The organism is Caballeronia sp. AZ1_KS37 (assembly GCF_023631165.1).
Taxonomy (GTDB): domain Bacteria; phylum Pseudomonadota; class Gammaproteobacteria; order Burkholderiales; family Burkholderiaceae; genus Caballeronia; species Caballeronia zhejiangensis.
The window spans coordinates 50,366-68,837 of sequence record NZ_JALQDP010000008.1 but is presented as its reverse complement, the minus strand read 5'-3'; the positions used below and the strand labels follow the sequence as shown (position 1 = coordinate 68,837).

The window sequence follows — 18,472 nt, the reverse complement described above, 5'->3', positions numbered from 1 at the left end:
GAAAAATAGCGGCGCGTCTCGTTCGATTATAGGTGGCGTGCCGGCGGGTAAACTCGCTCGAGTCGGTCCCGGCGCGATGACCAAAACACGACATTCCAATTTGGCGTAACATCAAAAATGCCGATAATTTGTCTTATGTTAAATCAATGACGCGATCGGACGAAGCCCATCTCTCACGGTCTCATCCCATCTCGCCAGCCCGCTCCAGCAGAAACGCACGTTCCCGCCCGTTCTTCGTCAGCGAAGCCGCGCGCTCGAATTCCGCGCGTGCCTCGTTCTTGCGTCCGAGCTTCGCCAGCAGATCCGCCCGCACGCTCGGCAGCCAGTGATAGCTCTTGAGCGCGGGTGCGTCGGCGAGCGTGTCGACGATCGGCAGCGCGGCTTCCGGCCCGTACGCCATGCTCACGGCGACCGCGCGATTCAGTTCGACGACAGGCGTCGGCGCAGTCTGCATCAGCGCGTCGTAGAGCGCGACGATCATCGGCCAGTCGGTGTCGGCGGCGCTCGGCCCGCGCGCATGGCACCCCGCGAGCGCCGCCTGCAACGCATACACGCCGCGCGCACCGCCCAGCGCTTCGGATCGCTCCAGCGCGGCAAGCCCGCGCCGGATCAGAAGCGGATCCCAGCGGCTGCGGTCCTGATCGGGCAACAGCACCGGACGGCCTTCCCGGTCGACGCGCGCCTTGGTCCGCGACGCCTGAATCTCCATCAGCGCGACGAGCCCGTGAACCTCGCTCTCATCCGGCGTCAGCTCCGCGAGGATGCGCCCGAGCCTGAGCGCGTCTTCGCACAACGCCGGTCGCATCCAGTCGTCGCCGGCGGTCGCCGAATAGCCTTCGTTGAAAATCAGATAGATGACTTCGAGCACCGATCCGAGCCGCGCGGCGCGCGCATCGGCTTTCGGTACCTCGAACGGCACGCGGGCGGCCGACAGCGTGCGCTTCGCGCGCACGATACGTTGCGCGATCGTCGGCTCCGGCACGAGAAACGCACGCGCGATTTCATCCGTCGTGAGTCCGCCGATCAGGCGCAGCGTCAGCGCGGCGCGGGCATCGACGGACAGCACCGGATGACACGCCGTGAAGATGAGCCGCAGCAGATCGTCGCCGATGTCGTCCTCGCGCGCGGCATCGAGCGCATCGACGAAATCGGGCGTGATATGCCCTTCCCGCGCGTCGAGATCGCGTCCGTATTCTTCGTGCTTGCGCGCGTGCAGCGCGTGTTGCCGCAGACGGTCGAGCGCCTTGTTCTTCGCTGTCGTCATGAGCCACGCTCCCGGCTTCTCGGGCACGCCCACGCCCGGTTGGCTCCAGTGTTCCAGCGCGGCGACGAACGCGTCCTGCGCCAGTTCCTCGGCAAGCGCGACGTCGCGCACGACGCGCGCCACGCTCGCGATCACCTTCGCGGACTCGATGCGCCACACCGCGTCGATGGCGCGCCGGGCGGCATCGTCCGGCGTGCTGTCCCGTTTCGCGCGCCCGCTCACGCCGCTTCCGGATCCATGTGCACGAGCTCCCAGATATGGCCGTCGAGATCTTCGAATCCGTGGCCGTACATGAAGCCGTGATCCTGCGGCGCGCGCGGCGCACGTCCGCCCGCGGCGATGGCTTTCGCAACCAGATCGTCGACTTCCGCCCTGCTCTCGCACGACAGGCACACGAGCGCTTCGGTGCTCGCGTGGGCATCGACGATCGGTTTTTTGGTGAAAGTCTGGAAGAACGTTTCGACGAGCAGCATCGCGTAAATGTTTTCGCCGATGACGAGGCACGCGGCGTCGTCATTCGTGAACGCCGGATCGAAGCTCAGGCCCAGTGCCTTGAAAAACGTCATCGAACGCTTGAGATCGCGAACGGGAAGGTTCACGAAAATTTGTTTGTGCATGGCGGCGGTCTCCGGGTTGATCGCTGTTTTCAATACCACGACGAACGGCGCGCAGGAAAATCGACACGAAGCGCGTGTCAGGTATAGCAAGGGCCGACTTTTCGGACTTCGACGGTGCACCATTTCGCTGCCGGACATTCGGCCGCGATCGCGACCGCTTCGGCGCGCGTTTCGCAATCGATCAGAAAAAAGCCGCCAATCATCTCCTTAGCTTCGGCGAACGGTCCGTCGATGACGCGTGCATCGCCGTTCGTTGCGCTGACGCGCGCCGCATCCCTGAGCGATGTCAGCGATTCGACCGCGCGCAGCACGCCGCGCGCCTTCAGTCCTTCCGCGAATTCGCCCATCTGGCGATACGCCTCGCGCCCCTCTTCTTCCGTGCGCTGGCCACGCTGTTCGACCGGTTCCACGACGAGTAGCAGATAAGCCACGACGAGCCTCCGAATGTTTTCTGATGCGTTCAAGTCTATCTCGATATTGACAAACACGAACATGCCCATCGATACTGCGACACATGCACGCAGCCATCCTTTTCTCCATCGCCGCGATTAAAAACCGCATGAACGCCATCCGTGGCGGGTCATCGGGACAGCGTGTGCGCTAGCAGAAAAGCAAGCAGACAGATTCCGAAGGCCCCGCCGCAAGACGGGGCCTTCTTGTTTTTGCGTGCAAGGTTCCGTCTTCGGCTCACATCATGGAGAGCAGAGATGGAAAAGGTATCGCAAGTTTTCGCGCGTCATGGCGTCGGCCACGGCGTCGCTTCCGGGCGCCTTGCTGCATCGGGCGCGCGCGTCGTGGTCTTTGTCGAAGTGCATCCGCATCAGATGGTGTCGTGGCGGCTCACGCGCGACGCCGAACTGCGCATCGGCGATGCGGCGGCGCCGTCGATCTGGCTGACGCGTCATCGCGATCCGTACGATTACTGGATGAAGCCCGGCGATGTCGTGCGTCTCGCGCGCGGCGAGCGTGTGTGGCTCACGTCCGAGAGCGATCAGCCGATCGAGGTGTCGCTCACGTCGTATCGCGTCGCGAAGCGCGGACTCGTGTCGCGCTGGCTGGCGAGATACTGGCCGCGCATGTCGGACCGGCACGCCAACGCATTCTGACGATGCCGATGCCGATGCTCACGGCTCGACGCAACGGAAGCTCGCCGCGACGTTGATGCTGCCCTTGCCCATATAGCGCGGATAGTTCGGATAACGGCACATCGGCCGCGTGCGTCCGTTGGTGGCGGGCGCGATGTCGCTGCCAATGAGCGTCTCCGGCGCGATGCCGTTGCTCACCCAGTCGTCGAGCGCGCCGAGCTCGTCCCACGCGGGGATGAACACGCCGTTGCCGTGCTGGAATCCCGGCACCATGTAGAGCCGCATGAACGCATCGACGCTGTCCTTTCCGTAACGATCGACGAGCCCGCGATAAAACGCGATCGTCTGATTCGGGCTGATGACTTCGTCGGCGAGGCCGTGCATCGCGATGAGCTTGCCGCCATGGGCGATGAACGCGGTGTAATACCGGTTCATCGCGCCGACGGTGTACGCGAGCGTGACGAGGCGCTGCTTGAAGCGCCCGGGCGTGTCGACGTCGAACGTGAGCGAGCTGAACGCGAGATCGCGCGTGACGAAGTGGCGGATATAGGCATCGCCTTGGGCGAACAGATAGCCGTTCGCGGCGAACGTCGGCGGATTGAGCAGCGTCGGCGAATCGCCGAGGCCGAGCGCGCCGGAGAAGTCCACGCCCTGAAACACGTTGTAGCCCGGATAGGCGCTGACGTCATACGCGAGCGGATACGGCAAGGTGACGCCGTCGCGCAGGGTTTCGAGCGTGTCGATCTGCGCGTCCGACAGACAACTGTCGCGCAAGGAAGGCCGCTGCCCGTTCTCGCAACGCAGCGACGCGATGATCTGCGGCTCCAGTTTCCTGCACGCCTCGACATTGCTGACGATCCCGTCCGCCGCGCCGTCGAGCCGGTCGCAATCGTGCACGACGGTCTCGAATACGCGCCGCTGCTGCGCAAGGCCGACGAAGCCGCCCGGCTTCGCATACGACGCCTGGCCGATCTTCACGCCCATCAGCCGCACGCCGGAAAAGTTGATGGCGGGCGCGTTGGCGATGACGCCGTCGTAGTCGTTCGGAAACCGCTCGATCACCGTGAAGCCCTCGCGGCCGCCGGTCGAGCCGCCCGCGAAATAGGTCTTTTCGGGCGCCCGCCCGTAGCCCATCTGGATCAGCGCGAGCGCGACGTCGCGGGTTTTCTTCAGATGGCCGAAGCCGAAGTTCACGATGGCTTCGTCGTTGCCGGCGAAGTCCGCGCGCCCCGAATTGCCGACGTGGCCCGAATCGGAGCCGAAGGTCGCGTAGCCGCGCGCGAGCGGCGTCGAATCGGGGGCGAAGGACATCGGCTCGGTGCCGGAAACGATGGTGCCGTTGTAGCCGCCGCCGCCCATCTGCAGGGCGCGGCCGTTCCAGCGGCTCGGCAGATTCACTTCGAAGCGGATATCGGGCGTCGTGTCCTGCAGCGCCCTGATGAAGCCGGTAATGCGGCAGTATTCGCCGTTGCGGTTGCCGAGCGCCGCCGCCTTGACGACCGATGCCGAAACGATCGCCGCGCCGCGCGTCGGCAAGCCGATGATCGACGCGGGCACGGTTTTCCCTTCGAGATCGGCGCAGTGTTTCGTCAGATAGGTCGCCGCGTGGGCGTTCGAGCACGCGGCGAACGCGATCGCCGCGAGAAGCGCACGGATGCCGGGCAAACCGGAAGTGAAGAAAAGGAAGAACCGAAGCACGTCTTTTAAGGTGGCTACTTCAAACGCCGCACAATATATAAGAACAGTTTGCAGATAGCCATTCGGGTCTGCCGGTCGTTGCAGGGCCGCGTCCGGTGCCCTGCCCGCGCATGTCATTCGCCGTCCCATTCGCCGCGCAGATCGCTATTTTCCAGAAGCTGTAGCAAGGTTTCGGCCGGACGGCTCAGATGTTTGGCGCCGAACGCGATGAATTCCACTTCGGGCAATTCGGGCAAGTCGGCGCGATTCACCGGCGGCGCGAGTCCGCGCGCCGCCAGGAAATGCGAGCGCACCGTCAGCCCGAGACCGCCGCGCGCCGCGGCGATGCAGCCCGCGTGGCTGCTGCTCGTGCAGACCATCTGCCAGCTTGCGCCGGACATCGCGAGCGAATCGAGCACGACGCCGCGCGTGACGCTCGGCTCCGAGACCAGAATGAGCGGCAGCGGCTCTTTCGTATCGACGACCGTTCCCGGCTTCGCGAGCCATTCGAGCCGGCCGGAAAAAAGCCGCATGCCGCGCGCATCGCCCAGACGCCGCTTGCCGACCGCGAGATCGAGCTCGCCCGCATCGACCATCTGATAGAGCCGTCCCGTCATGCCGATCGTAATCTCCAGCTCGACATCGGGATGCGTGTCGCGAAAGGCCGCGAGCACGCTCGGCAGCGGCCCGAGCGCGATATCGTCCGATGAGCCGAGCCGCACGCGTCCGCGCAGCCGCGGCGAGCTGAACTGCGACTGCGCGTGCGTCATCGCTTCCAGAATCACGCGGGCGTGGACCAGCATCGCTTCGCCGTCGGCGGTGAGCGCGAGCGAATGCGTATCGCGCACGAAAAGCCGCCGCCCGACGCTCTCCTCCAGGCGACGAATATGCTCGGACACGCTCGACTGCCGCAGCCCGAGCTGGCGCCCGGCGTCGGTGAAGCTGTGCGACGCGGCCACCGTCGCGAATGTCGTCAGCCAGACTGGATTGAGCATGCGATATTGTCATCGCATATTCCGATGACAGTCAATGCGGCTAGCGGTCTTCCCGATGACGTGCGGAGTCATTAAGATTTCACATATCGCGCAAACGACCTTGTTTTCAAAAGGCTTTCGTGGGCGCGCGGCCCTCCGCAACTCCGCTTCCACATGACCAAAGGTTCCTCCCACACGGCACTGCTCTGGATCGTCGCCGTGGGCTTTTTCATGCAGGCGCTCGACACGACCATCGTCAACACGGCGCTGCCTTCCATCGCGCGCAGTCTGAACGCCGCGCCGCTCGCGATGCAGTCGATCGTCGTCGCCTACACGCTCACGATGGCGCTGCTCACACCCGCATCGGGCTGGCTCGCCGACCGCTTCGGCACGCGCCGCGTCTATCAGGTGTCCATTTCGCTGTTCGTAATCGGCTCGCTCGCCTGCGCGAACGCGCACTCGGTGAACCAACTGGTGCTCGCGCGCGTGCTGCAGGGCGTCGGCGGCTCGATGCTGCTGCCGATCGGGCGTCTCGCCATATTGCGCGCCGTGTCGGGCGAAGCCTACGTTTCCGCGCTCGCGATGATCTCCGTCGCCGGCCAGGTCGGCCCGATTCTCGGCCCGACGCTTGGCGGCTGGTTCGTCGAGTCGTTCTCGTGGCACTGGATCTTCCTGATCAACGTGCCGATCGGCGCGGTCGGCCTCTATGCGGTGCAGCGCTTCCTGCCGAACGACACGGTGCATGACGCCCCGCCCTTCGACTTCGTCGGCTGCGGCTTGCTCTCGATGTGCATGGTGTCGTTCTCGCTCGCGCTCGATTGCCCGGTCGAGACGCATCGCGGCGCGGTATCGGCGGCGCTGTTCGCGCTCGCGGCCGTGTCGGCGTTCGCTTATGTTCCGTACGCGCGCAAGAAGCGCAATCCGCTCTTTCAGCTCGCGCTCTTTCGCGAGCCGAACTTCAGCGTCGGGCTGATCGGCAATCTGCTATGCCGGATCGGATCGAGCGCCGTGCCGTTTCTGCTGCCGCTTCTGATGCAGCTCGAACTCGGCTACAGCCCGCTGCATTCGGGTCTGATGATGCTGCCGATCGCCATCGCCGGCACGATCAGCAAGCGCTGGATCGCGCAGCTCGTGAAGCGTTACGGCTACGACATGTTCCTGCTCGTGAACACGGCGCTCGTGGGCGCGTCGATCGTCGCGTTCGCGCTGTTTTCGCCGACGCTGCCGCTCGCCGTCGAAATCGCGATTCTCGCCGTGTTCGGCGCGTGCAACTCGATGCAGTTCGCCGCGATGAACAGCGTCACGTTGAAAGGCCTGTCGAGCAAGGACGCGGGCAGCGGCAACAGCCTCTTCTCGATGGTGCAGATGCTCGCGATCGGTTTGGGCGTGTCGATCGGCGGCTCGCTCGTGCAGCTCTTCGAGGGGTCGTTCTCGACTGCGACCGGCTTCAAGCTGAGTTTCGTGTGCATGGGCGTCGTCACGTTGCTGTCGGGTGTCGTGTTCCGCTATCTCGATGACGCGCCGGGCCGCTCCGCGCCTGCCGCAGCGGGCAAGCGCGCGGCATAGCAAGTATTCTGTCCGTCCAACCGATCTTTGGAGCGCAACCGTGCAATACCGCAAATTCGGCAATACCGGTCTCACCGTTTCGCGTCTCACCCTCGGCACGATGACCTTCGGCCTGCAGACCGAGGAAGACGTGTCGCGCAGCATCATGGACCGGGCGGCGGACGCGGGCGTCAATTTCATCGACACGGCGAACGTCTATCCGCTCGGCAGCGGGCACGATCTCGCGGGCCGCACCGAGGAAATCGTCGGCCGCTGGCTGAAAGGCCGTCGCGACCATTACATTCTCGCGACCAAGGCCGTGCATGAAATGGGGCCGCTCGCGTGGCACAAGGGCGCATCGCGCAAGCATCTGCTCGACGCGATCGATGCATCGCTCAAACGGCTCGATACCGATTACGTCGATCTCTATCAGCTTCACAACGACGATCACGACACGCCGCTCGACGAGATGCTCGAAGCGCTCGATACCATCGTGCGGCAAGGCAAGGCGCGCTATATCGGCGTGTCGAATTTTCTGGCGTACCGGCTGGCGCGCGCGCTCGGCCGCTCGGATGTGCTGCGCGCCGCGCGTTTCGTCTCCGTGCAGCCGCGCTACAACCTGCTCTTTCGCCAGATCGAGCGCGAATTGCTGCCGCTCGCGACCGAGGAAGGACTCGCCGTCATTCCCTACAACCCGCTCGCCGGCGGACTGCTGACGGGCAAGCACCGCTACGACGCCGCCCCGAGCGACGGACGCTTCACCGGCGCGGTCGGCAAGGCAGGCGCGATGTATACGCAGCGGTACTGGCACGAGCGCGAATTTCACACCATCGAAGCGATCAACGGAATCGTTGCGCCGACCGGACGCTCGCTCGCGAGCACGGCGCTCGCGTGGGTGCTGGCGAATCCGGCGGTGACGTCGGCGATCATCGGCGCGAGCCGGCCCGATCAGCTGAACGAGACGCTCGCGGCCGTCGATCAGCCGATCGATCCCGACATCAAGGCGAAGCTCGATGAAGCGACGGTCGAATACCGCTTCGGCGACGCGTTGCGCTGATCGTTCAGACGCGGGCCGCGCGGGCGCGAACCACGCCTTCGAGCGAGTAGATCGCGAGCGCGGTCCAGATGGCGCCATAGCCGATCACCTGATCGTGCCCGAAGAACTCGTGATAGATCACGACGCCGATCAGCAATTGCAGCGACGGCGTGATGTACTGGATGAGCCCGAGCATCGATAGCGGAATGCGCCGCGCGCCTGCCGCGAACAGCAGCAGCGGCACCGCGGTCACGGGCCCCGCCGCCGCAAGCAGCAGTTTCACGCTGAGCGAGGCATGTTCGAAGCCGCTGCCGCCGTGCGAATTCAGAAAAAAGAGATACAGCAGCGCAACGGGACACAACAGCATCGTTTCGAGCGTGAGTCCTTCGAGCGCGCCGAGCGATGCGGTCTTGCGCAACAGCCCGTAGCCGCCGAAGGTCAGCGCGAGCGCGAGACTGATCCACGGCGGCGCGCCGTTCACCCACGTCAGCCACGCGACGCCTGCCGCGGCGATCGTTACCGCGAGCCACTGCACCGGCCGCAGCCGCTCGTGCAGGAACGCCATCCCGAACAGCACGTTGACGAGCGGGTTGATGAAGTAGCCGAGACTCGCCTCGACGATGCGCCCGTCGTTCACCGCCCAGATATAGATGCCCCAGTTCGCCGACAGCAGCACGGCGCTCGCGGCGAAACGCGCAAGCAGACGCTTGTCGCGCAGGACGGGGCCGAGCCACTTCCATTGACGCCGCACGGTCATGACGATCAGCAGGAATGCCATCGACCACGCCATGCGATGCGCGAGCATCTCGACCGCGCCGATCGAATGCAAGGCCTTGAAGTAAATCGGAAAAAGGCCCCAGATGGCAAAGGCCGCGAATGCGTAGACGACGCCTGGATTCATTGTTCGATGCGTTGAGCGGATAAACGCCGCGTACGAACGATCGGCTCGTTCGCGCGCCTGCTCGCCGTGTTCCCGGAAAGCGATCCGCAAGGATTGGAAGCCGGATTTTAGTCGACGCGAGCGGTTCGGCTCCAGCAGTGACCGAACAATCGGCCGGTTCGCGGCGAACCCTTGGACGAATTCTTGCTCGAACCCTAGCGCGAACGCCCCGCTCTTCGCCCTTTTGTTTGTTTCCTGGCCGCTAATGAATAACCACAACGTCAATCAGAATTTCTTCCATATCCTGCTGTGCGTCGTGACGCTCGCGCTCGCCTGGGTGCTGCTGCCGTTTTTTGGCGCCATCTTCTGGGGTGCGATTCTCGCGATCCTGTTTCAGCCGATGCAGCGTTACCTCGCCGCGCGCTTCGGCAAGCGTCGAAACCTCGCCGCGCTGACGACGCTGGCCGCCGCGATTCTCATCGTCATCATTCCGCTCGCGATCGTCGCGGTGACGCTCGTGCAGGAAATCGCCCTCGTCTACGCGCGGATCAAGAGCGGCGAGCTGAATTTCGGGCTTTACTTCCAGCATGTGCTGCACGCGTTGCCGGCGTCGGTGCAGCAACTGCTCGGCCGTTATGGACTCGACGACATTCCCGGCGTGCAGCGCAAGCTGATGGAAGGCGCGTCGCAGATCAGCCAGTTCGCCGCGACGCAGGCGCTGTCGATCGGGCAGAACACGTTCCAGTTCGTGGTGAGCTTCGGCGTGATGCTTTATCTGGTGTTTTTTCTACTGCGCGATGGCGGCGAAATCGGACGGCGCATCCGGCGCGCGATTCCGCTCGATCCCGAGCCGAAGCAGCATCTGATCGCGAAGTTCACGACCGTGGTGCGCGCGACGGTCAAGGGGAACATCGCGGTTGCGGCCGTCCAGGGTCTTCTCGGCGGGCTGATTTTCTGGATTCTCGGCATCGGCGGTTCGCTTTTGTGGGGCGTGCTGATGGCGTTTTTGTCGCTGCTGCCCGCGGTCGGCGCGGCAATCGTGTGGGCGCCCGCCGCGCTCTACTTTTTCATGACGGGGCAAATCGTCAAGGGGCTGATTCTGGTCGCGTTCTGCGTCGTGGTGATCGGGCTCGTCGATAACGTACTGCGACCGATTCTCGTCGGCAAGGATACGAAAATGCCGGACTGGGTCGTGCTTATTTCGACGCTCGGCGGGATGGCGCTTTTCGGCATCAACGGGTTCGTGATCGGGCCGCTCGTCGCGGCGCTGTTCATGGCGAGCTGGGATTTGTTTTCGCAGGATGGGGTGAGCGGCCGGGGCGAGTGACGCGCGTTGGTCTGCCTGGTGTCGTGGCCTGCTCGTCTGTAACGAATCATCAAGAAGATGTGTCTTGGCGTGTAGGCTGTCTGTATGGTGGCGGTTTCGAACCACCATCCGGCAGTACCGCATGACAACCGATCCCAGACTCGCAAAACTCCGAGCAACGGCAACTGGCTTTTTACTTTGCGCGGTGCTCGCCGGTTGCAACGGCAGGCACGACGACATGCCCGCCGCGGCCGACGACGTTCCGGTGCTTTCGGTTCCCCTCAAGCGTGACGGCCACTGGCTCCTCGAGGCGCGCAGCGCGGACGGCAAATCAGTGCGGGTCCTTCTGGATACAGGTGCGACCCTGAACGTACTCGATAGTCGCGGTCGGCTGGCCGCCGTCCCGATGACGCCGGCCGCCGAAGCGGTTTTCCTCAGGAACGGCCTGCTACCGGAGCCCGTTGGCGACCGCGCCGTCACGAGCGGAACGGCGAGCGACACGATGCGCATGGAGCTTGGCACGAGTCCGCCGACCCGTCTCGACGCTTGGTCGATGGCGGCGGGCGGACCGGTGCTCATCGGTGACATGGCGCGCCTTTCTTCCGTCGATGAGAGGCCTTTCGACGGCATCATCGGGATGGAGTCGATGCGCAATCTGACATGGCGAGCCGATTATGTTGCCGGGCGGCTCTCCGCGTATGCCGGCGAAGCACCTGCGCATGCATGGCAGCAGTGCGCGTTCATGACGCTGGATGCCGCGCAGCGAACGCCGCTCATCGAACTGCGTCTCAGGGACGAATCTTTGCCGTTCCTGCTCGATACGGGCGACAACGGGGATGTCGCGCTGCCACAGGAAACGTTCGATGCGATCGCGGAAGCGCAATGGTTCGAGCGCATCAATACGACCTTTTCCTACGATGCGACCGATCGATTCACGCCGAATCAGCAGGGTTTGATCGCCGGATTCGCCATCGGTCAGAAGGCGCTACCGAAACTCACGGTGCTGGCAGGCTCACCAACGCCTCGTATCGGCCAGGGCTTGCTGGAAAAGATGGACCGCTTCGAAATGGATTTCCGTCACTACCGGTTCTGCTTCGATCTTCCCGATACGCCCAAAGACAGCACGCCCTCGATCATCGGCGCTGGCCTGCAGCGCGCTGGCGATCGCTACAGGGTCGCCGCACTCGCACCGGACGGCAGATTGGCCGCAAGCGGCATCGAGATTGGCGATCGGGTCGTCATGGTTGAGCGGACGTCGGTTGCGACGCTTAAGTTCGTCCGTCTGATCGAACTGTTGAACGCGGCCGCGACCGGCGAGGTGACAATCGAACGAGGGAAACGCACGCTGGTTATCAAGTTGAAGGCGATCTGAATTGCGGCGCGTAGTGGTCGTCTCGCAGCATTGGCGCGCTGCCATGCCACGTACCCCGGTTACTTCGAAGGTAGTTCCGACGCTGCGCTGCGCAGTTGTTCTGCGCGTCTGCTGTTGAGTTCTGCGATGCACGCGAGTCGCCTGATCTCGTGAGAATTCCCTGCGGCCCCACCATTGAGTGACGCTGAGAATTTGCATTGAGCCTCACGATACTGGGTGAACGACTTATTCGACGTTGAGAGACCCGCTCGGGCCGCGCGGCTGAATCTGTCGTCTTCATCCCACTGCGCGAGCGCGCTGATAGCATTCTGTTCGGCCTGTTTCAAATCGCGTTCGCTCTGATTTGCTTTTTCCTCCAGGCACGCGCGCACGTGCACCTGCGAAAAGTGGAGTGAACTGCATTGTGCGCGTAGTTCCTTTTCGCTCAACACTGAATTTGCATGACCGAAAAATGGAAAGCAGGCTATTAGACTCACGCCGACGCGCCTTAACGTACTCATGGCCTTCTCATTCTTCATCGCGCAATAATGGTCCAGACGTAGTCGAATTTTTTTGCGTACTCGCTGTCCCCACCGCCGTTATAGCGATTCGCAATCATGGCTGAGTTTATCGGTCGCCAGCCAGTGATGACTTGTCCGATCGATGCCTTTCGGCACTTTAAGATTTGACCCGAGCGCAGGATATTCGCTGCCGGATTCAGGCTTTTGAGCACATCGACCGTACTCCCCTGCGCCTTTGCGACCTTTTCGAGGCTATCGCCAGCCTTGACGGTTACATCGAACGTTCTGGAATCGCCGTCCAGCACACTTCGGTACTCGAATCTTGCCGAACGCATGAGCAGATAACCCACTCCCGCCCGAATGTTATGAAGGGGGTCTGCTCTGACCGACGCGACCGTGAGGCGGGACTTCCATGCTGGCGGCAGAATCAAGTCTCCACCTTCCTTGGCAGAGAGCAGCGCTGACAGCCCCGGATCTCCTGCTACACCTATTTGCATCGGCTTCTTTTTCCATTCGGAACTGTTGGCGCCGGATTCGACCCATGTCATTGCCTTGATGATCCGCCAATCGAGCGGTCGATATCCCGCGTTTCCGATCAGGTGATGATTGAATTCGCTGACCGCCAGCTGAACTTCATCGTCCCAACTGTTCCATCTATCATCCCCAACCGCTGCACTTATTCCGTCGCGCCATTTATCAAAACTGGGTGCTGAATTGTCCGCCATGGTTCGATCCTCCTGCGGACAATTCTCAGTCATGTAGCGCAGATTGTTTAGACGAATCCTCTTAATTCGTGGCTGACTGCGATCCATGCGAAGCGACGTCTGAGCAAAAAAAAACGCGCCGTCCTTTCAAGACGGCGCGCGTTGTTCAGATAACTGTCGGAGGTGATGTCAGCGCGTACTCGGCGCCGTATACCGGCATTCGAACCGCTTCCTCACCGTTCCGTTTTCATCGACGCTTTCCAGATAAACGTCGAATTGCCACAAGCGCGCCATGTGCTTGAGCACTTCGTCGCTATCGTTCGCGAGATGGCGGTTATCCGTCATGAAATGCCGCAGCGTCAGGCTGCGATCCCCACGCGTGTTCACCGAATAAACCTGAATGTTCGGCTCCCGATGATGAATATCGTATTGCCGCGACAGCGCCTGACGCACGTAACGATATCCGCTGTCGTCATGAATGGCCGACACTTCCAGCGCATCGCGCATATCGTCATCGAGAATCGAGAACAGACGCATTTCCCGGATCAGATGCGGCGACAGATACTGCGCGATAAAGCTCTCGTCCTTGAAGTTGCGCATCGCATAATGCAGCGATTCCAGCCAGTCGCTTCCCGCGAGTTCCGGGAACCATTCGCGATCCTCGTCCGTCGGGTTTTCGCAGATGCGGCGAATGTCGCTCATCATCGAAAAGCCGAGGGCGTACGGATTGATGCCGCTGTAATACGGCTTCGTCACCGGCGGCTGATACACCACATTCGAATGCGAATGCAGAAACTCCATCATGAAGCTGTCTTCGAGACGGCCTTCGTTATAAAGCGTGTTCAGCAATGTGTAATGCCAGAACGTGGCCCAGCCTTCGTTCATGACTTGCGTCTGCCGCTGCGGATAAAAATATTGCCCGATCTTGCGCACGATGCGGATCACTTCCCGCTCCCACGGCTCAAGCAACGGCGCATTCTTCTCCGCGAAATACAGCAGATTCTCCTGCGGCTCCGGCGGATACCGGCTCTCGGTTTCCTCGGGCGACGGCTCCTTGCCCTTGGGCAGCGTGCGCCACAGTTCGTTGACCTGCGATTGCAGATACGCTTCGCGCTCGCGGCGCATCGCCGCTTCCTTCGCCAGCGACAGTTTCTGCGGCCGCTTGTAGCGATCGACGCCGTAATTCATCAGCGCGTGGCACGAATCGAGCAGTTCCTCGACGCGATCCAGCCCGTAACGCTCCTCGCACTCCGCGATGTAATTCTTCGCATAGACGAGGTAATCGATGATCGCGTGCGCGTCCGTCCACAGGCGGAAAAGATAATTGCCCTTGAAAAAGGAGTTGTGCCCGTACGCGGCGTGCGCAATCACGAGTGCCTGCATCGTCATGGTGTTCTCTTCCATGAGATACGCGATGCAGGGATTCGAGTTGATAACGATCTCATACGCGAGGCCCATCTGCCCGCGCCGATAGCCTTTCTCGGTCGCAAGAAAGTGCTTGCCGAACGACCAGTGGCGATAATTCACTGGCATGCCGACGGACGCATACGCATCCATCATCTGCTCGGAGCTGATGATTTCCAGTTGGATCGGATAGGTGTCGAGACCATAACGGTTCGCGACGCGCGATATCTCGGCGTCGTACTCCTCGATCAGTTCGACGCTCCAGTCCGACGGGCACGGCAGCGGTCGCCGCTTCTCCGATACATTCATTCTGCCTTCCTCGTGCGCGCCGTCTGCTTTCGCGGACGCCTTGCGTTGCCTGGCCTCTGATTCGAGCTGGGAATCCACACGATCGTCCGTGCCTTCCAGCTGATACCCACGCGTCTCGTTGTGCAAATGCCGCGTCGTCATGCGGCCGCCTGCTGCTTTTCGAACAGCTCGCGGAACACCGGATAGATGTCCGCCGCCGAATCGACCTTCTTCATGGCGAGTTCAGGCGCGCCCATCGCAAGCTGAGCATACTCCAACCAGAGATTCTGCTCCTCCGGCGCAACTTGAATATAGGCAAAATACCGGACCTTCGGCAGGATGTCTTCCGCGAGCAGCTTGCGGCACTTGGGCGAGTCGTCCGTCCAGTTGTCGCCGTCCGATGCCTGCGCGCCGTAAATGTTCCATTCAGTCGGCGAATAACGCTCGTCCATGATCTTCTTCATCAGTTCGAGCGCGCTCGACACAACCGTGCCGCCGCTTTCCGTCGAATGGAAGAACGTGTCTTCGTCCACTTCTTCCGCGCGCGTATGGTGCCGGATGAACACGACTTCGATCTTCTCGTAGTTCCGCTGCAGGAACAGATACAAAAGGATGAAGAAGCGCTTGGACAAATCCTTGCGTTGCTCGTCCATCGAACCGGAGACGTCCATCAGGCAGAACATCACGGCCTTGCTCGACGGCGTCGGCTGCTTCACGCGATTGATGTAGCGCAGGTCGAACGGATCGATGAACGGAATGCGCGTGATCCGGCCCTGCATGATGACAATATCCGCTTCGAGCCGGGCGATGTCTTCGGGATCGCCGTTCTCTTCCTTCAGCTGTTCGAGCTGGCGCTCCATCTCACGCAGTTGCGATGCAAGCGGCCAGCCGAGCGCGATGCGCCGTCCGAGCGCGGAGCGCAGCGATCTCACCACGTCGATATTGTTGGGCGTGCCTTCCGCCGCCCAGCCCGCGCGCACGTTCTTCCACGTCGGCACGGCGAGCAGTTGCGTCTTGACGAGGCGCGGCAGTTCGAGATCGTCGAAGAAGTACTGCATGAACTCTTCGCGCGAGAGCTCGAAAACGAAGTCGTCCTGCCCTTCGCCTTCGTTGCTCGCGCTCTTGCCGCCGCCGCCCGCGCCGCCCGGCGGGCGCGGAATCTTGTCGCCGCGAATGTAATCCGCATTGCCCGGATGAACGTACTCGCGCTTGCCGCCCGGTCCGTGACGGAACGAGGGCTCGGAGATGTCCTTCTTGGGAATGGTGATGCTCTGAGTGCTTTGAATGTCTTTGATGCTGCGATCGCGCACCGCGTCGGAAACGGCGCGGCGAATGTAACTCTTGACGCGTCGCAGGAAGCGCTCGCGATTGGCGATGCTCTTGTTCTTGCCGGCTAACCTGCGGTCGATGATTTGGTGCAGCACATCCAGTCTCCCGCGTTATTGGCGAGGTTGTGAGGCGCTGCGCGGAGCTTCGACTGATCGCAGCGTCTTTCGTCTCGCAAACTGTCCACTGTGCGGTCCGGTTGCAATCCACGCGCCCGGGCCGCAGGGACTTCCTGACTATCGCTTTGCGCGGGACCGGAGCCAGGCGCTTCGAGCGCCGGCTCCCGTCTTGCCTTGCTTACATCACGACGACTTGCGCACGCGCAGATACCAGTCGCACAGGAGCCGGACCTGCTTCGGCGTATAACCCTTCGCGACCATGCGATTGACGAAGTCTTCGTGCTTGCGTTGCTCTTCGGCCGATCCTTTCGCGTTGAACGAAATCACCGGCAGAAGTTCTTCGGTGTTGGAGAACATCTTCTTCTCGATCACCACACGCAGCTTCTCATAGCTGATCCACGCGGGGTTCTTGCCGCCATTGGCCGCACGAGCGCGCAACACGAAGTTCACGATCTCGTTGCGGAAGTCCTTCGGGTTGCTGATGCCCGCGGGCTTCTCGATCTTCTCCAGCTCGGCGTTCAATGCCGCGCGGTCGAAGCTCTCGCCGGTGTCGTGATCGCGGAACTCCTGATCCTGAATCCAGAAGTCCGCATACGTCACATAGCGGTCGAAGATGTTTTGTCCATACTCCGAATACGACTCCAGATAAGCGGTCTGAATCTCCTTGCCGATGAACTCGGCATAGCGCGACGCGAGCACGTCCTTGATGAACGACAGATACTTCTGCTCCGTTTCCGGCGGGAACTGCTCGCGCTCGATCTGCTGTTCGAGCACGTACATGAGATGCACCGGATTCGCCGCGACCTCGCTCGAATCGAAGTTGAACACACGCGACAGGATCTTGAACGCGAAACGCGTGGACACACCCGTCATGCCTTCATCGACACCCGCGTAATCGCGATACTCCTGATACGACTTCGCTTTCGGGTCCGTGTCCTTCAGGTTCTCACCGTCGTAGACCTGCATCTTCGAGAAGAGGCTCGAGTTCTCCGGTTCGTGCAGACGCGTGAGCACGGCCATCTGCGCCATCATCTTGAGCGTGCCCGGTGCGCAGACCGCCTCGGCGAGGGACGAATTGCGCAGCAGCTTCTCGTAGATCTTGATCTCTTCGCCGTAGCGCAGGCAGTACGGCACCTTCACGACGAAGATACGATCGAGCAGTGCTTCGTTGTTCTTGTTGTTGCGGAACGCCTTCCACTCAGACTCGTTCGAGTGCGCGAGGATGACGCCGTCGAACGGAATCGCGCCGAAGCCTTCCGTGCCCTTGAAGTTGCCTTCCTGGGTCGCGGTCAGCAGCGGGTGCAGCACCTTGATCGGCGCCTTGAACATCTCGACGAATTCCAGCAAGCCCTGATTGGCGAGGCACAGGCCGCCGGAATAGCTGTAGGCATCGGCGTCGTCCTGCGAATACGTTTCGAGCTTGCGGATGTCCACCTTGCCGACGAGCGACGAGATGTCCTGATTGTTCTCGTCACCAGGCTCGGTCTTCGCAATGCCGATCTGACGAAGAATTGACGGATAGCGGCGCACGACGCGGAACTTGCGGATGTCGCCGTTGTACTCGTGCAGGCGCTTCACCGCCCACGGCGAGAGAATGCTCTTGAGATAGCGGCGCGGAATGCCGTATTGCTCTTCGAGCACCGGACCGTCTTCGTCGTAATCGAAAAGGCCGAGTGGCGATTCGTTGACGGGCGAGCCCTTCAGCGAATAGAACGGCACACGCTCCATGAGCTGCTTGAGTCGTTCGGCGATCGACGACTTGCCGCCGCCCACCGGACCCAGCAGATAAAGGATCTGCTTCTTCTCTTCGAGACCCTGCGCCGCGTGCCGGAAGTAGGACACGACGTTCTCGATCACTTCCTCCATTCCGTAGAACTCGCGGAATGCCGGATACACCTTGATGACCTTGTTTGCAAACACACGCGATAAACGCGGGTCGAGCCGAGTGTCGACCATCTCCGGTTCCCCGATGGCCGTCAACATGCGTTCGCCCGCTGTTGCATATGTGGCAGGATCTTCTTTGCAGAGCGCGAGATACTCTTCGAGCGAGAATTCCTCCTCGCGAGTTTTTTCGAAGCGCGTCGCGAAACTGCTGTAGATATCCATGCTACCTCCTCGCCGAAGTCAGAAAGCTATGCCGTGCGCAACGCGCGTAATCGAAACGACATCGCTTGAAATCATCCTAAACCCTTTCGAATTTTTTTTCACGCACTTGCGTTGTTCATTTGCTTCGAAGAATTCCTAGCTTGGTGCGCTATTTTCGTTCACCTACAATGTTCATCCCAATGTCGCTATCCTCTTGCGCGACATGGTCCCTGCCTGTTCGCTTCCCCGCGCTCTTCGCTACTTATCTACTGCTTCCGTCCGCCAATGCG

At 61.7% G+C, this 18,472-nt stretch carries 16 protein-coding genes; 5 read left to right on the top strand and 11 right to left on the bottom strand.

The window, feature by feature from the left end:
• Positions 1 to 181: 181 nt before the first annotated feature.
• The 3 genes from NCS00_RS07365 to NCS00_RS07355 form a co-directional block, all read right to left on the bottom strand.
• Positions 182 to 1,486, bottom strand: a complete 1,305-nt coding sequence (locus NCS00_RS07365) for an RNA polymerase sigma factor (protein WP_250439752.1) — start codon at positions 1,484 to 1,486, stop codon at positions 182 to 184.
• Positions 1,483 to 1,881, bottom strand: coding sequence for a VOC family protein (locus tag NCS00_RS07360; RefSeq protein WP_008349619.1), 399 nt, complete (start codon positions 1,879 to 1,881; stop codon positions 1,483 to 1,485). Before NCS00_RS07360 ends, NCS00_RS07365 begins: the two co-directional genes overlap by 4 nt.
• A gap of 77 nt (positions 1,882 to 1,958) precedes the next feature.
• Positions 1,959 to 2,312 (bottom strand): YciI family protein, encoded by a 354-nt coding sequence (locus NCS00_RS07355; protein ID WP_175982887.1) that lies wholly within the window; start codon positions 2,310 to 2,312, stop codon positions 1,959 to 1,961.
• Between the two features lie 276 nt (positions 2,313 to 2,588).
• Here NCS00_RS07355 and NCS00_RS07350 point away from each other — a divergent pair, with 276 nt between their 5' ends.
• Positions 2,589 to 2,987, top strand: a complete 399-nt coding sequence (locus tag NCS00_RS07350) for a DUF2917 domain-containing protein (RefSeq protein ID WP_250439749.1) — start codon at positions 2,589 to 2,591, stop codon at positions 2,985 to 2,987.
• An 18-nt stretch (positions 2,988 to 3,005) separates the two neighbouring features.
• On the opposite strand, the gene NCS00_RS07345 is transcribed toward NCS00_RS07350, so the two are convergent.
• Both NCS00_RS07345 and NCS00_RS07340 read right to left on the bottom strand, forming a co-directional pair.
• The gene (locus NCS00_RS07345; protein ID WP_250439747.1) at positions 3,006 to 4,664 is read right to left on the bottom strand and encodes a tannase/feruloyl esterase family alpha/beta hydrolase; all 1,659 of its coding nucleotides are present in this window, start codon (positions 4,662 to 4,664) and stop codon (positions 3,006 to 3,008) included.
• Between the two features lie 113 nt (positions 4,665 to 4,777).
• Positions 4,778 to 5,638 (bottom strand): LysR family transcriptional regulator, encoded by an 861-nt coding sequence (locus tag NCS00_RS07340; protein WP_250439745.1) that lies wholly within the window; start codon positions 5,636 to 5,638, stop codon positions 4,778 to 4,780.
• 153 nt (positions 5,639 to 5,791) lie between these two features.
• On the opposite strand from NCS00_RS07340, the gene NCS00_RS07335 reads away from it, so the two are divergent.
• Together NCS00_RS07335 and NCS00_RS07330 are read left to right on the top strand one after the other, a co-directional pair.
• On the top strand, positions 5,792 to 7,183 hold the full coding sequence (locus NCS00_RS07335; RefSeq protein ID WP_250439743.1) for a DHA2 family efflux MFS transporter permease subunit: 1,392 nt from the start codon (positions 5,792 to 5,794) through the stop codon (positions 7,181 to 7,183).
• 40 nt (positions 7,184 to 7,223) lie between these two features.
• Complete coding sequence (locus tag NCS00_RS07330) at positions 7,224 to 8,219, top strand: aldo/keto reductase (RefSeq protein WP_008349630.1); 996 nt, start codon at positions 7,224 to 7,226, stop codon at positions 8,217 to 8,219.
• A 4-nt stretch (positions 8,220 to 8,223) separates the two neighbouring features.
• Here NCS00_RS07330 and rarD read toward each other — a convergent pair whose 3' ends face one another.
• On the bottom strand, positions 8,224 to 9,099 hold the full coding sequence (rarD, locus tag NCS00_RS07325; RefSeq protein WP_008349632.1) for an EamA family transporter RarD: 876 nt from the start codon (positions 9,097 to 9,099) through the stop codon (positions 8,224 to 8,226).
• Positions 9,100 to 9,343: 244 nt separating this feature from the next.
• Here rarD and NCS00_RS07320 point away from each other — a divergent pair, with 244 nt between their 5' ends.
• Positions 9,344 to 10,405: an AI-2E family transporter gene (locus NCS00_RS07320; protein WP_175982891.1), complete on the top strand. Its 1,062-nt coding sequence runs from the start codon at positions 9,344 to 9,346 to the stop codon at positions 10,403 to 10,405.
• A gap of 121 nt (positions 10,406 to 10,526) precedes the next feature.
• Positions 10,527 to 11,756 carry a hypothetical protein gene (locus NCS00_RS07315; protein ID WP_250439741.1) on the top strand — a complete coding sequence of 410 codons (1,230 nt, stop codon included), beginning with the start codon at positions 10,527 to 10,529 and terminating at the stop codon, positions 11,754 to 11,756.
• A 59-nt stretch (positions 11,757 to 11,815) separates the two neighbouring features.
• Here NCS00_RS07315 and NCS00_RS07310 read toward each other — a convergent pair whose 3' ends face one another.
• The 5 genes from NCS00_RS07310 to NCS00_RS07290 all read right to left on the bottom strand — a co-directional run bounded on the left by NCS00_RS07310 (position 11,816) and on the right by NCS00_RS07290 (position 18,203).
• Entirely contained in the window at positions 11,816 to 12,256 is a 441-nt protein-coding gene (locus NCS00_RS07310; RefSeq protein WP_175982893.1) for a lysozyme inhibitor LprI family protein, read from the bottom strand.
• 14 nt (positions 12,257 to 12,270) lie between these two features.
• On the bottom strand, positions 12,271 to 12,981 hold the full coding sequence (locus NCS00_RS07305; protein ID WP_250439739.1) for a LysM peptidoglycan-binding domain-containing protein: 711 nt from the start codon (positions 12,979 to 12,981) through the stop codon (positions 12,271 to 12,273).
• Between the two features lie 168 nt (positions 12,982 to 13,149).
• Positions 13,150 to 14,814, bottom strand: a complete 1,665-nt coding sequence (locus tag NCS00_RS07300; protein ID WP_008349642.1) for a SpoVR family protein — start codon at positions 14,812 to 14,814, stop codon at positions 13,150 to 13,152.
• On the bottom strand, positions 14,811 to 16,076 hold the full coding sequence (locus NCS00_RS07295; protein ID WP_008349643.1) for a YeaH/YhbH family protein: 1,266 nt from the start codon (positions 16,074 to 16,076) through the stop codon (positions 14,811 to 14,813). Before NCS00_RS07295 ends, NCS00_RS07300 begins: the two co-directional genes overlap by 4 nt.
• Positions 16,077 to 16,280: 204 nt before the next feature.
• On the bottom strand, positions 16,281 to 18,203 hold the full coding sequence (locus NCS00_RS07290; protein ID WP_008349646.1) for a PrkA family serine protein kinase: 1,923 nt from the start codon (positions 18,201 to 18,203) through the stop codon (positions 16,281 to 16,283).
• Between the last annotated feature and the right edge of the window lie 269 nt (positions 18,204 to 18,472).

Excerpts from the sequence above, each read along its gene's own strand:
- NCS00_RS07360 (WP_008349619.1), bottom strand. The coding sequence starts at position 1,881 with ATGCACAAACAAATTTTCGTGAACCTTCCCGTTCGCGATCTCAAGCGT.
- NCS00_RS07350 (WP_250439749.1), top strand. The coding sequence starts at position 2,589 with ATGGAAAAGGTATCGCAAGTTTTCGCGCGTCATGGCGTCGGCCACGGC.
- NCS00_RS07340 (WP_250439745.1), bottom strand. The coding sequence starts at position 5,638 with ATGCTCAATCCAGTCTGGCTGACGACATTCGCGACGGTGGCCGCGTCG.
- NCS00_RS07335 (WP_250439743.1), top strand. The coding sequence starts at position 5,792 with ATGACCAAAGGTTCCTCCCACACGGCACTGCTCTGGATCGTCGCCGTG.
- rarD (WP_008349632.1), bottom strand. The coding sequence starts at position 9,099 with ATGAATCCAGGCGTCGTCTACGCATTCGCGGCCTTTGCCATCTGGGGC.
- NCS00_RS07320 (WP_175982891.1), top strand. The coding sequence starts at position 9,344 with ATGAATAACCACAACGTCAATCAGAATTTCTTCCATATCCTGCTGTGC.
- NCS00_RS07315 (WP_250439741.1), top strand. The coding sequence starts at position 10,527 with ATGACAACCGATCCCAGACTCGCAAAACTCCGAGCAACGGCAACTGGC.
- NCS00_RS07310 (WP_175982893.1), bottom strand. The coding sequence starts at position 12,256 with ATGAGTACGTTAAGGCGCGTCGGCGTGAGTCTAATAGCCTGCTTTCCA.
- NCS00_RS07305 (WP_250439739.1), bottom strand. The coding sequence starts at position 12,981 with ATGGCGGACAATTCAGCACCCAGTTTTGATAAATGGCGCGACGGAATA.
- NCS00_RS07300 (WP_008349642.1), bottom strand. The coding sequence starts at position 14,814 with ATGACGACGCGGCATTTGCACAACGAGACGCGTGGGTATCAGCTGGAA.
- NCS00_RS07290 (WP_008349646.1), bottom strand. The coding sequence starts at position 18,203 with ATGGATATCTACAGCAGTTTCGCGACGCGCTTCGAAAAAACTCGCGAG.